The following is a 13426-nucleotide window of genomic DNA, read 5'->3' as shown; positions in this document are numbered from 1 at the left end:
ACCTCCTTTGTAAAATTTAAAGTTCGCGTTGAGTGATATAATTTCTAAAATCCAACTGCAAGGAGTTTTTATGACTGCACTTTTAGATTTTAGTAATTGTTTAAATGGCGTTATTTTTGGGATCTTTTTAGGCTTAGGCGGTTTGGTTATTTTGAATGTTTTGTTGAGAGTTTTGGGCTTCCGTGTTTTTGTTTTGCATATACCAATGCACGATGAAAAATCACTAAAAAAGCTTGATGAAATAGATAGCAAAATTGTAAAAAGCTCCCACGATCTCACTCCTATTTTAGAAGCCCTGCAAGAGCTTAAATCCAAGCAAGAGCTACAGAGCCAAGCCCTAGAATCCTTGAAAAAAGACTTAGAAAAGCAGGAGCAAACCCTAGAATCCATAAAAGACCAAACCAAGCCCTTTGATCCACCTTTACCCACACAACGCTGGTAGCTAGAATCCACTTTTCTGTCATTGCGAGATTTTGCGCTAGCAAAATCGTGGCGATCCATAGAATCCGCTTTTTTAGTATGGATCGCCACGCAAGCACTACCGCGCTTGCTCGCGATGATAGAAAAGGCGTTTTGGATTCTAACGCCGCTGGATTCTAGGATTTGCGATGAGAAAGTAGGGTTGTGCAGTGGCGAGCAAGGAGATAAGACTCGAGCGTCTATCGACGCCGCGAGCCACAAACTCCCTACTTTATCGCGCAAAGCCGAATCCACCAGCCACATTACACACCTCCTAGGTAAAAGGGCATATCCCCCCCACACGCCGCCGCCCTTTGACTCCTCCACGCCTTATCTAAGCATTTAAGCGATCGCACAAAATCACGCAGATAGCTACTCACAAGCCAGCCCCAGTCGCTAGGTATGTAGTTTTCTACCTGCGATCGCAACTCCCACCACTCTTCATCGATCCGCACTATCCCACCCTGATCAAGCCACAGATACGCCACACACACGCTAAGCACATCATCAAGCTTTAGCCTGACCTTTAGCTTTTTAAAGCCTAGCTGATAAAGTTGCGCCCGCGCCTTTGGCATAGACTCTAGCTCTTTTAAGTAGGCTTTGGCTTCTGTCGTGCTATCTAGCGTTACAAAGACATCGCCATTTTGATCTATGATCTCCACTTGAAAATCATCGTTTAAATGCTGCTCTAGGGTTTTCACTTTCAAATCTAGTCGTTCTAAATTACACATACAATCTCCTTTAAAGTTGGTGTCGCTAAGTCGTGTTATTTGAGAGCTGATAGTCAAAACTAGTTTTGGCGGTGGCTTTTGGGCTTGGAGGATTCGGCTTTTGGGCTAGAATCGTGGATTGCTGCGGCTTGCTTGTGCGATAGACCACTAGTCTTATCTCCGCGCTCGCCTTGCAAAGCCCCGATTTAATCACCCAAATCCTAGAATCCTTTGCTTGCTCGTTTAGATTTTTGGCGTTGCTTGCAACTAGAATCCAGCGCGGTGCTTTGTTTGGCGTGCTTTACTACCCCTTAAAAAGCAAGCCCAGCCCCACCGCAATTCTTAGAATCTTAGAAGCAAGCCACGCCGTCATCGCGAGCGGATTTATCCGCGCGGCGATCCATAGACTTAACCCAGAATCCACTTTTAAGCTACACCACACACGCCGCGATTTTCAGCAAAGTTTATAGCCTTTTGATAGCCCCCCACGCAAAGCGCGTTTTGGATTGTGTTTAGCTCACTCCTACGCGCTTTGGCTCAGTTCCACCTTATCCGCAGTATCCCATTATGCTTGCGTTTTGACATCGCTAGGCTTGTCTTATGGTTGTAGCTTTAGTGGTTTTTGGTGTTAGCTGTTGGCTTTTGTAGTTTTGCTTTAAGCTTTTTTTAGCTTTTGCACCGCGTAGCGTGTCGTAGCTTCTTTGACGATCCATACTAGAATCCGCTTTTTTATCGTCATCGCGTTTCCCTTTTTGGTAGTTTGACTTATGCAGTGTAGTTTTTGGGCAGCTCTTGCTTAGAGGTAGCTAGATTTGCGCTTTTTAGCCTTAGGTTTGGCTTAGTGGTTTAGGTTTAGTAGCTTCTTGGTTTAGATAGCGTTGCTTTTGCCTTGTTTAGCCTTTTTGCACTAGTTTTGACATCTTTGGCACAGAGTTGGCACAGGTGGCTGGGGCTTTGACCCCCCCAAATCTCGCAGAAATTCCTAAAATCCTTTAAGACTACACGCGCTTATCTTGCGTATATAAGGTGCTTCGCACGCCTTGACATACTCGCCCCACTCTCCCAAGCCCTCCCCCAAATCCACCCCCTAAATCTCATCGCACCCCTAAAAAGTGGATTCTAGGGGGTTTGAGATAGATTAGGCATTGCGGTTTCTAAGTTTGTTTAAATATTTTTTATGCATAATGCCCATTCCTAAAGCTTGGTGATACAAGGAGTGTGAATGAAAATGCAAATACAGACAAAAATTTTAGCGATAGTGTGCGTGGCTCTATGCTCTTTCGCGCTGGCAAATGAGCCTAAAAAGCGAGGCTCCCACGCACAAATAGCCATACAATCCACAGGGCTATGGCACTCCAGCGCGAATGCCAGCACCTCTGGGCTACACGAAGCATTATTTGCAAGCTATGACTACACGACAAAGCTTGGTTTGGGCTTTGGGATTGATGCCTTATTTGGCGCGAGCTATGGCAATTTGGATAACTATATGATCCAAGGTATGCAGGATCTTATGAGCGTGCGACCGGTGGGGGATATTAACTTCCTTGTGGGGTTAGATGTGTATGCTGGCTGGCATCTAATCCGCCGCAGCTATGACAAGCCGCTCTATCTTGGCACAGGGCTAAAGGAGCTTATCTACTCCAATGTCGTGGTAAATACAAGCTTCAATATGCCCTTAATGGCGGTGTATATACCTATCGAGCTGCGCGGTGATGTGCGGCTCTCCCCAGCCCTAGCCATAGAGTATCTTCTAGCCTATGACATAGCACTCGATCAAGCCACGCAAGTTACCATCAGTGAAAAAGATAAAAGAATGCTTCCCATAGATGGCAGCTATGGCTTGCGCTTGCAATTTGGGGGGAGATATTATGCCTCGCCTAAGTTGTATTTCTTTGGCACTTTGGTGGCGGAGTATTATAGCTTTGGAGCTTCAAAAGGCATTTTCGTGGGCAATCCGCCAGATACCCAAGAGCCCGGCGTCAAGCCCAGCGCAGAAGCTGTGCTATCGTATCCGCGCTCCAATCTCGGCTATGTCGGCATTCGATTAGGTATAGGATATTAGGAGGTAATGATGAGATATATACTACAAGGCATACTACTTGCGACTCTCTGCACGGCAGGCTACGCGGAAGGGCTAGTTTATAAAAGTGGATTCTACTCATCGCTAGGATTTTACACAGGCTACTATCACTATGGCGAGATAGACAGAAATGGCGGTCGTGTTATGCGTATGGATACGGCGATGTTTGGGCTTAGTGGGCAGCTTGGCAATGTTACTAGCTTTGGGCTAAAGCTTGATGCTACCGCTCGATTTAACTACGCGCTAGGGCAATACACCGGCGGGATCTTAGACCCAGATAATAAAGACAGAAATGGAAAAGCACTAAGGCAGCCTGTGGGCGCACTCGCTGGCGATGTAGAGCTAAGGGTGGGCTATGATCTTCTGCATTTTTTGCCCACAAGCTCGCTCTTTTTGCAAAGTGGTGTGAGCTACCACGCAAATCGCACCGAAATCATCTCAATGCTAAGGTATCAGGGCTATTTATATCTCCCCATAGAGCTTGAAGGACATAGCCAGATCTCGCAAACTCTAGCCCTTAGCTATGGTGGCGGCTATCGCTACCTAATCTTTGGCAATCACTTCTCCCAATCCACACGCTTTGGCTTTATGGATAATTACAGCGTGCTGCAGCACGATGGCTTTGGGGCTTTGGGATATATCGGGGCAAACTTTTTGACAAAAGATGGGGGTATGCGCTCTGTGCGGCTTGTGTATGAGTATTGGAGTATAGAAGCAGCACAAGGCGCGCCCATAAGGAGTATCTACACAGGGCAGCCAGTTACTCTCTATGAGCCTAAAAACAGCACGCATAGGGTATTTTTGCAATATAGCTTTGGATTTTAGCGTGCCTTTTACAAATTTTGCGCACACTGCTTGCCCAAAGCTAAATTTATTTAAGGAGAATGAATGAAAAAATATGTCGAAATCAGCTTCATCGCCGCCCTCTCTCTTCTTCTCCTAATTTGGCTTGCTGTAAGCTTCTACAAAGCCTATCAGCCTAAGCCACAGCTTATCCAAGGGCAAATCCAAGCCAAGCAATATAGCGTAAGCTCTAAGCTTGCTGGGCGTGTGGGGTCGATTTTGGTCAAAAAGGGCGATAAGGTGCAAAAGGGGGATTTGATCTTCACTATCGACTCCCCAGAGGTGCAAGCAAAGCTAGAGCAAGCAAAAGCAGGCTATGAGGCTGCTAAAGCCCTATCCCAAGAGACTAACAAAGGAGCTAGAGTAGAGACAATCATCTCCGCAAAGGATATGTATAATAGTGCCAAGGCTATGCGCGAGCTTACAGAAAAGACCTACACACGCATACAAGATCTATACAAAAACGGCGTAGTAAGCTTGCAAAGACGCGATGAAGCCTACACAGCCTACCAAAACGCCAAATACGCCGAAAACACCGCCTTGCAGCAGTATAAAATCGCCCTAGATGGCGCGAGCCACGAGACAAAAGTCGCCGCCAAGCAAAAGGAGCTTGCCGCAGCAGGGCAGCTTGATGAAGTGCAAGCCTATATCCACGATATGCAAGCCTATGCCCCAGCCACCGCAGAAGTAAGCAATATTCTCTTAAGCGAGGGTGAGCTAAGTCCCACAGGGTTTCCTGTGGTTATGCTTGTGGATAACACACAAGCGTGGCTTAATCTTAGCGTTACAGAAGAGTATCTTCCGCGCTTTAGTGTAGGGAGTGAATTTAGCGCGTTTGTCCCAGCCCTGCAAAAAGATGTGCGCTTTAAGGTGCGCTATGTAGCGGCATTGGGCGACTTTGCCACTTGGAGGGCGACCTCTAGCTCTAAGGGCTATGATTTGCGCAGCTTTGAGATAGAAGCACAGCCGCTAGAGCATATCGGGGAGTTTCGCATAGGATATAGCGCGATTGTGCGCCTAGAGCCCAACTAGAATCCACTTTTATGCAAGCATATTTCTTCAAAAAATTGCGGCAATTTTGGCTCTATCTCTCGCGCCATATTGTGCTTTTGCTTATTTATGTGGTGTTGCCGCTACTTTTGGCGTGGTTTATCTATGCGGTGTTTATGGCATCGCTACCAAGAGATCTCGCCATAGGGGCAGTGGATTTTGACAAAAGCTCTTCTAGCAAGGAAGCTCTTTTTATGATTGATTCTTCTGCGGCAGTGCATATAAGGCACATCTACCCAAGTATAGAAGCAGCCAAGCAAGATTTAGCCACAAGCGCGATCTATGCCCTTGTGGTGATCCCACACTCCTATGAGTCCAATCTCAAACGCTCTATCAATGCACAAATCACACTCTACTACAATGCGCAATTTGTGCTTATAGGCAAATCTATCGCCACTGCGCTCACACAAGTAGTAGGCACGCTCAATGCCAAGCAATGGAGTGCGAAAAACTTGATTAAAGATGAGAATCTACAACTTGCCATTAGCAAGTCTATGCCGATTTTTTCACAAATTATCCCCCTGTATAACGCCAGCAACAACTACGCGCAATTTATGCTTACACTCTTGCTGCCCTGTATGCTACAAATCCTAAGTGCGCTAGCGATGATCCACCTACTCAAAAATCGCCCCACAAGTGTATCTAGCGTGTTTATGCGCTATGGGTTTAATACGCTTGTGTTTGGATTCTGGGGGGTATGTATGCTAACGCTCTTGCAAAACTTAGGCTATGAGCTTAGGGGGAGCTTTTTGCTACTTGTGGCAGGGACGCTACTGCTTGTAGCGTGTGTGAATGCTGTGGTAGTCTTTGTGCAATCTATCTTGCTTGATATGAAAAAGGCTATTGGCTTTGTGGCTATCTATACTGCGCCTTCTCTGGCTTTTGCCGGGGTTACTTACCCGCAAGCTTCGATGAATTTTTTCGCGCTTTTTTGGAGTAAATTTCTGCCCATATCCTACTATATGGAGCTATATATCCAGCAAGCAAACTACGACGGGAGCGTGGGCTTTGGGCTTGGGATTATAGGGGAGATGCTGTGGTTTTTGCTCTTTTTAGCCCTTGGGGTTATGATCTATCATCTGCGACTTTTTAGCAGTAATCCTATCATTAAATCTCTGTCAAAATCTCTGTCAAAACCTTTTGGCAAACGGAGTGCGCTATGAGCTTTTTGTCCCTTGTGCTAGAAGAGTATAAAGCCATTTTTAGCAATAAACTTGTCGTAATGGTCGTGATCATCGGCTCGCTTGTGTATGGACTGCTCTATCCTATGCCTTATATGAATGATATTGTCCGCAAGCAGCGACTTGTCATCATTGATGAAGATTCTAGCGCGCTATCAAAGCGGCTGATTTTTCTTGTTAGCAGCACAAGAGAAATCGCGCTAGTGCGTGAGGTTAGCTCCATTGATGAAGCTAAGTGGTTGATTGAGAGCTTTGAAGCTGATGGCGCGCTCTATATCCCTAAAGGCTTTGAAGCAAACGCGAAAAAGGGCATTGGCAGTGTCGTATCCTATATGGGCAATGCCTCTTACTTCCTCGTGTATGGGGCGATCGCAGAGGGCGTGCATAAGGCAATCGATGAGCTAAGCGATGAGCTAAGAAAAGCTCGCGACCCAAATTTGCTTGATACAGAGCTTGTGAGCTTGCAGGCTATCCCTTTATACAATCCAAGCCTAGGCTATACCAACTACGCCCTAGCCGCGGTGCTAGTCTTTATCCTGCACCAAACTGCCATAGCAGGCAGCGGTATCCTAAGCGCGTATCAAAACAGAATCCGCATCCGCGCAACTGCTAAAAAAGACTACCAAGCCTTGCAGCATTATAGCAACTACGCTAGTGCGTGGAAGATCGTAAGTGCTAGAATCCTAGCTTTCACAGGGATTTATTGCGTGCTGTTTGGTTTGTATTTTGGGGTGCTTTTCCCACTTTTTGGGGTGAGTCATATCGCAAGCTTGAGTGATTTTTGGTGCTTTGCGATTATATTTATCGCAAGCTGTGTGGCTAGCGGCGTGCTTTTGGGGGTTAGCTTAGAAGATGAGAGCTTGCCTACGCAAGTGATCTTTGTCTCCTCTATGCCTTTGGTGTTTATTTTGGGCTTTATTTGGCCCAGTGAGCTACTACCGCAATTTTTGCAAGATCTAAGCGTTATGATCCCCGCCTATCACGGCGTTAGAGGATTTATCAGCCTAAATCAAATGGGCGCGAGCTTTGCGAGTGTGGCTCCACATTTTTTCGCGCTATTTGGGCTATTTGGGCTGTGCTTTGTAGCGAGCATTATTGTGCTACACAAACGCCAGAAACAAGCGCGCCTACTATGCAAGAAGCCATAAATATAGCTTATGCTATAATCCCATTTCCCCCAAAGCAATTCAAATATAGCAGTAGCAATGGAGAAAAATGTGCGCTTCTATTCTAAACCACTCTTAGATTTTACTAGCACTAAGCTCTTTCTAGCCCCGCTTGCTGGCTATACGGATCTGCCCTTTCGCTCGGTGGTCAAACGCTTTGGCGTAGATATTACAGTGAGTGAGATGATAAGCTCCCACGCGCTTGCATTCTCTAGTGCTAAAACGCTCAAAATGCTCCAAAAATCCCCCCTAGAGACACCTTATAGCGTGCAAATTGCCGGCTCAAAGCAAGAGATTATCCAAAAAGCCATAGCCGTGCTAAACACCCAAGAGGGCATTGATATTGTGGATTTTAACTGCGGCTGCCCAGCTCCCAAAGTCGCTAATCACGGCAATGGCAGCGGACTTTTGCAGGATCTGCCTAAGCTTGTAGAGCTGCTCAAACTCATTAAAGAGCAGAGCAAGACACCTTATACAAGTGTCAAAGTGCGGCTAGGCTTTGATGAGAAGATCCCCACTGAAATCGCTCACGCGCTTAATGATGCGCCTATAGATTTTGTCGTAGTGCATGGCAGGACGCGCAAAGATGGCTACAAAAAGGAGAAAATCGACTACCAAGCCATAGCCCAGATGAAAAAGATCTTGCGCCACCCACTCATCGCCAATGGCGAGATCGACTCTGTGGCAAAGGCGCAATCTGTCCTGCAAGAAACAGGCGCAAATGGCGTGATGATAGGGCGAGCCGCGCTCACTAGCCCGTGGATCTTCTGGCAGATCCGCCATAACACCACCGCGCTTCCTGCAATGGTGAAAAAGGACTTAGTGCTAGAGCATTTTGATGCGATGGTGGAGTTCTACGGCGATAGGGGTGTGGTGATGTTTAGAAAAAATCTCCACGCCTATGCCAAGGGACACGAGGGCGCAAGTGCTTTCCGCAATGTGGTAAATACCATCACAAGCCCCATAGAAATGCGACAGAGTATTGAAGAGTTTTTTGCGACAAGTGCGCTAGAGTGGGGAAGCGCGGAGCTTGTGCATTTCAACAAAAGAAGCGTGTAATGCGGTGGCAAAACGAGAATCCTAGCAACGACAATACAAAAGTCGCAAAAATCTCAAAAGTGGATTCTAGTAATAAAGCTTTTTTATCGTCATTGCGAGCTTTGCGAAGCAAAGCGTGGCAATCCATACAAACAAAGACACAAGCCCTAGAATCCACTTTTTTATACAACGCCGAAAAAACGCAAAAAATACAGAAATTACAAAAAGTGGATTCTAGGATTTTTTATACAAACGCCATTTTTGCTACCGCAAAAAATATGGATTCTAAAGAAACATCGGCTAACGCCGAGCGGTATCCCTTGTTTTCTAAAGAAGCTACGCTTTGCCACGCCACTGCTACGCAGTGTCTCGCAATGACAGAAAAAAGCACCGCAAGTAAAAAAGTGGATTCTAGGATTTGCGATGAGAAAACAAGCGAAGCGGTGCAAGGCGCAGCCGAAGCAGGTTTCTTTAGTAAAGCCGAATCCTCTAGCAAAAAGCCAACGCCCCCAACAAACCAAGCCGCAGGCGGCAGGATTTTTAGTGAAAAAGCGGGGTTGTGCAGCCTTTTGTGCGGAGATAAGCCTAGTGGGCTATCGCACAAACAAAAGGCAAACTCCCCGCTTTTTCGCAAAAAGCCAACGCCCCCAACAAGCAAAACGACTGCAATATACTTTGCCCTATACCTACTAGCAGCCTTTGCACCCCTACACGCCGCACCAGAATCCAAAGAGCCAAAACGCACGATTTTGCAAAACAATCCCACACACACCACCACGCCCATCTCCACACCTGCCCCAAAGCCTGCCAATCCTCCCGCTAATCCCGCTACCACACTAATAGACACCCCACCGCCTATTAGCGATAATGCGCTAGGCAAGTTTGGTGCGCAGGATTCTAGCTTTTTCTACAAGCCTAGTCCTAGCGCGTGGGTGTTTGGCGATATTTTGCACCCCTACATTGGCTTTGGGCTTACTTCTTCAAGCTCTATCCACACGCACAACACCCAAAGTATGAGCAAGGAAGTCGCCACCTGCCCTAATCAAAAATGCAGCGGCGATACCACAAGCGCGGAGTATTCTGGGCAGCTTAATGCAGGCTCTAGCCTAGAGCTTGGCGCGGAATACTTTTTTGACAAGTTTCACATTGTGGGCATTAGACTCTTTGGCGAGGTGGCAAGCCGCAGCGGCTCGCTTGGGAGTAAGATTGCAGGCAGTGATAAGCGCGATAGAAGCACCAATAATCTGCAAGAAGCCTATAATCTTTGCATACAAAATAGCAAAACTTGGAGCGAAGCAGAAAAGCAGCAAAAATGCGGGATCTTAATCCTAGGCAATAGCACTAATCCAAACACACCAAACACCAAAGTCGAAGACTCTTTCACTTTCCAAGACACACCAGATTCTAATGACATCGCCCCGCAAGATGGGCGGTATTTGAGCTTCTCTCTAGGGGTTGATGCAATGCTTAATATCCCCATAGATACGATTTTGCAGCGGTGGCTAGGATTTGGGCTTAAAAGTGGATTCTGGGGATCACGGCTTGCGTATTTTAAGGTGGGGGGGTTTATCGGTGGGGGGGCGGAGTTCGCGCGCTTCTCCCAAGGCGATCCTAATAACAAAACTTGGCACAACCAAGCTGCTGCTAAAGGCAAGGCAAGCAATGGGGCTGATGCGTTCTTTGCCGCGGGTAGTGGAGGGTTTATGCGCTTTGGGGCAAGCATATATCTCTCACGCTTTACTCGCATAGATTTTGGCTATAAAATCTCCTACTACCCTATCGCGCAAGAGCGGTGGTATGGCTATAATGGTGCGCATTTTGACCACACTAAATACGACCCAAATAATGGGCTTTATGGTGTCGGCGGAGTGAGAGAAGATGACCCGTGGAGCGAGAGCTTGCTTAGGCAGAAATTTGTCAGCACAAAAGACAAGGAATGGTTCTTGCGCTTTGCCCTAAGCTTCTAGGCTGCAAGCACATTAACAAGCGATATATAAGCTACTTTTTTCTATAATGCCGCACAAAATCCAGCTAAAACAATCTATCATATACAACGACCATCCAAAGGATACCTATGACACTAGCCCAAGCCCTATCTCTCCCTAAAGAAGAGCAGCAAGCTCTAAAGTCCAGCCTAGAAGCCAAGGCAAAATCCCAAGCCGCTATCGAGCTTAATGCCTATATTGATTTTTCTAGCGATAATCACAGCGGCGTGCCAATTTTGATCAAAGACAATATTAATGTCAAAGGCTGGGAGATCACTTGTGCGAGCAAGATCCTACAAGGCTATGTCGCGCCATATAACGCCACGGCGATCACGCGCTTGCGTGCTAATGGTATGAGCGCGTTTGGGCGGGCGAATATGGACGAGTTTGCTATGGGCAGCACGACAGAATCTAGCTGCTATGGACGCACCAAAAACCCAAAAGACCCCACGCGCGTGCCCGGCGGCAGCTCTGGGGGCAGTGCCGCAGCAGTGGCTGGGGGCTATGCGATCGCCGCGCTTGGGAGTGATACAGGCGGCTCTATCCGCCAGCCTGCTGGGTATTGCGGCTGTGTGGGGCTTAAGCCTACTTATGGGCGCGTGAGCCGCTATGGGCTAGTGGCATATAGCTCAAGCCTTGATTGCATAGGACCCATCACACAAAATGTAGAAGACTGCGCGATTTTGCTTGATGCCATTAGTGGCTATGATGAGCTAGATTCTACAAGTGCCAAGCTCCCGCCATTACAGAGCTTCTCCAAGCTTGATAGGGATAAATGCTTTACCATAGCAGTGCTAAATGACTTCCTAAAAGATGCTGATCCGGCAATTGCTAAGGCGTATGAAGATACGATCAAGCTCCTAGAAAAAAGCGGGCATACCATAGTCCCAGCCACAATGCTTGATACAAGCTTGCATATCTCTACCTACTATATCATCTGCACCGCAGAAGCTAGCAGCAATCTCGCGCGCTTTGATGGTGTGCGCTATGGCAATCGCGTAGATTCTAGCGGACTCAAAGATTTATACATCAACACACGCTCACAAGGCTTTGGTAGGGAAGTGAAAAATAGGATTCTACTAGGGAGCTTTGTGCTAAGTAGCGGCTACTATGATGCCTACTACCTAAAAGCCCAGAAAATGCGCTCCCTTATCAAGCAACAATATGCCCAGATCTTTGAGCAAGCCGATCTTATCCTATCGCCTGTGTCTCCAAGTATCGCGCCTAAATTCCGCGCATCACAAAGTCCGCTTGAAATGTATCTAAGCGATATTTACACCATTGGGGTAAATCTAGCGGGACTGCCTGCCATTAGCCTGCCTGTAGGCGAGTCTCAAGGGCTACCTATCGGTATGCAGCTGCTAGGCAGAGCCTTTGAAGAGCAAAGCGTGCTTGACTGCGCTTATGGGCTAGAATCCCAGCTCGCCTAAGCCCAATCCACAGCAAAGGAGATGATATGAAACTCGCGCAAAAAGCCCTAACCTTTGAAGATATTTTGCTAATCCCAGCATTTTCTGAAGTGCTGCCAAAAGAAGTGGATACAAGCTCCAAGCTCACGCGCAATATCTCGCTTAATATCCCCTTTGTCTCTGCGGCTATGGATACAGTTACAGAGTATAAGACTGCCATTGCTATGGCGCGCTATGGGGGCATTGGCATTATCCATAAAAATATGCCCCAAGCCTTGCAAGTAGAGCAAATTGATAAGGTGAAAAAAAGCGAGAGCGGTGTCATCACCAACCCTATCTCTATCCAAGCAAATCGCTCGCTAGCTGATGCCAAAGTCATCACGGATAATTACAAAATCTCCGGGGTGCCTGTGGTTGATGAAAAGGGGCTTTTGATAGGGATTTTGACCAATCGCGATGTGCGCTTTGAAAATGATCTAAGCAAAAAAGTCAGCGATGTGATGACAAAAATGCCCCTAGTTACCGCCAATGTAGGCGTAAGCCTTGATGAAGCCAAAGCCATTATGCATAAACACAGGATAGAGAAGCTCCCCATAGTCGATAGCAACAATATCTTGCAAGGGCTCATCACCATTAAAGATATTCAAAAGCGCATAGAATATCCCAATGCCAACAAAGACGCGCAAGGGCGTTTGCGTGTGGGAGCGGCGATCGGCGCGGGGCAGCTTGATAGAGCGCAAGCTCTCATTGAAGCAGGGGTTGATGTGCTGGTGCTTGACTCTGCGCACGGGCATTCTAAAAATATCATCGCCACCCTAGAATCCATTAAAGCAAACTATGAAATTGATGTGATCGTGGGCAATGTCGTAACCGCAGCTGCCACGCAAGACCTAATCAAAGCCGGAGCCGATGCGGTGAAAGTCGGCATTGGTCCGGGCAGTATCTGCACGACAAGGATTGTCGCAGGCGTGGGTATGCCCCAAGTCTCTGCGATCGCTGGCTGTGCGGAAGTGGGGGCGAAAATGGGCGTGCCAATCATCGCTGATGGTGGGATTAAGTATTCTGGCGATGTGGCTAAAGCTATCGCCGTGGGGGCTTCTAGCGTGATGGTAGGTAGCCTGCTAGCTGGCACAGAAGAGAGCCCCGGCGATTTGGTGCTTTACCAAGGGCGGCAGTATAAAAGCTACCGCGGTATGGGGAGCATTGGTGCTATGAGTAAGGGAAGCTCTGATCGCTACTTCCAAGAAGGCACCGCGCAAGATAAGCTTGTGCCTGAAGGCATTGAAGGGCGTGTGCCATATCGTGGGAAAATCGGCGATGTTTTGCACCAGCTTGTGGGGGGACTGCGTAGCTCTATGGGCTATCTAGGGGCGGCAAATATCCCAAGCCTGTGGGAGAGGGCGGAGTTTGTGCAAATCACTGCTGCTGGACTTAGAGAATCCCATGTCCATGATGTAGATATCACCAAAGAAGCACCAAACTATCACGGATAAGATTTGGGATAA

Annotated in this window: 13 protein-coding genes; 12 read left to right on the top strand and 1 reads right to left on the bottom strand. The window is 47.4% G+C overall.

What is annotated here, in order from left to right:
- Positions 1-70: 70 nt before the first annotated feature.
- On the top strand, positions 71-442 hold the full coding sequence (locus NYG90_RS03110) for a hypothetical protein (RefSeq protein WP_285264677.1): 372 nt from the start codon (positions 71-73) through the stop codon (positions 440-442).
- 21 nt (positions 443-463) lie between these two features.
- Positions 464-805, top strand: a complete 342-nt coding sequence (locus NYG90_RS03105; protein WP_285264676.1) for a hypothetical protein — start codon at positions 464-466, stop codon at positions 803-805.
- Here NYG90_RS03105 and NYG90_RS03100 read toward each other — a convergent pair.
- On the bottom strand, positions 723-1190 hold the full coding sequence (locus NYG90_RS03100) for a hypothetical protein (RefSeq protein ID WP_285264675.1): 468 nt from the start codon (positions 1188-1190) through the stop codon (positions 723-725). The two genes, NYG90_RS03105 and NYG90_RS03100, sit on opposite strands and share 83 nt — an antisense overlap.
- A gap of 170 nt (positions 1191-1360) precedes the next feature.
- Here NYG90_RS03100 and NYG90_RS03095 point away from each other — a divergent pair, with 170 nt between their 5' ends.
- The 10 genes from NYG90_RS03095 (at position 1361) to guaB (ending at position 13414) form a co-directional block, all read left to right on the top strand.
- Positions 1361-1639, top strand: a complete 279-nt coding sequence (locus NYG90_RS03095) for a hypothetical protein (RefSeq protein ID WP_285256487.1) — start codon at positions 1361-1363, stop codon at positions 1637-1639.
- Between the two features lie 752 nt (positions 1640-2391).
- Complete coding sequence (locus tag NYG90_RS03090) at positions 2392-3231, top strand: hypothetical protein (protein ID WP_285256488.1); 840 nt, start codon at positions 2392-2394, stop codon at positions 3229-3231.
- Positions 3232-3240: 9 nt separating this feature from the next.
- On the top strand, positions 3241-4074 hold the full coding sequence (locus NYG90_RS03085) for a hypothetical protein (RefSeq protein WP_115010682.1): 834 nt from the start codon (positions 3241-3243) through the stop codon (positions 4072-4074).
- Positions 4075-4137: 63 nt separating this feature from the next.
- Positions 4138-5124 carry an HlyD family secretion protein gene (locus tag NYG90_RS03080; RefSeq protein WP_115010683.1) on the top strand — a complete coding sequence of 329 codons (987 nt, stop codon included), beginning with the start codon at positions 4138-4140 and terminating at the stop codon, positions 5122-5124.
- A gap of 35 nt (positions 5125-5159) precedes the next feature.
- The gene (locus NYG90_RS03075) at positions 5160-6305 is read left to right on the top strand and encodes an ABC transporter permease (RefSeq protein ID WP_285264674.1); all 1146 of its coding nucleotides are present in this window, start codon (positions 5160-5162) and stop codon (positions 6303-6305) included.
- Positions 6302-7471: an ABC transporter permease gene (locus NYG90_RS03070; protein WP_285264673.1), complete on the top strand. Its 1170-nt coding sequence runs from the start codon at positions 6302-6304 to the stop codon at positions 7469-7471. Before NYG90_RS03075 ends, NYG90_RS03070 begins: the two co-directional genes overlap by 4 nt.
- Before the next feature lie 57 nt (positions 7472-7528).
- The gene (locus tag NYG90_RS03065) at positions 7529-8548 is read left to right on the top strand and encodes a tRNA dihydrouridine synthase (RefSeq protein ID WP_285264672.1); all 1020 of its coding nucleotides are present in this window, start codon (positions 7529-7531) and stop codon (positions 8546-8548) included.
- Entirely contained in the window at positions 8548-10494 is a 1947-nt protein-coding gene (locus NYG90_RS03060) for a hypothetical protein (RefSeq protein WP_285264671.1), read from the top strand. Before NYG90_RS03065 ends, NYG90_RS03060 begins: the two co-directional genes overlap by 1 nt.
- Before the next feature lie 107 nt (positions 10495-10601).
- Positions 10602-11942 carry an Asp-tRNA(Asn)/Glu-tRNA(Gln) amidotransferase subunit GatA gene (gatA, locus tag NYG90_RS03055; RefSeq protein WP_285264670.1) on the top strand — a complete coding sequence of 447 codons (1341 nt, stop codon included), beginning with the start codon at positions 10602-10604 and terminating at the stop codon, positions 11940-11942.
- A 26-nt stretch (positions 11943-11968) separates the two neighbouring features.
- Entirely contained in the window at positions 11969-13414 is a 1446-nt protein-coding gene (guaB, locus tag NYG90_RS03050; protein ID WP_285256493.1) for an IMP dehydrogenase, read from the top strand.
- Positions 13415-13426 lie beyond the last annotated feature (12 nt).

Origin of the sequence: Helicobacter zhangjianzhongii, from assembly GCF_030249855.1 — a bacterium.
GTDB lineage: Bacteria > Campylobacterota > Campylobacteria > Campylobacterales > Helicobacteraceae > Helicobacter_B > Helicobacter_B zhangjianzhongii.
The sequence above is the reverse complement of the archived record's forward strand: the minus strand, read 5'-3'. Positions and strand labels throughout refer to the sequence as shown.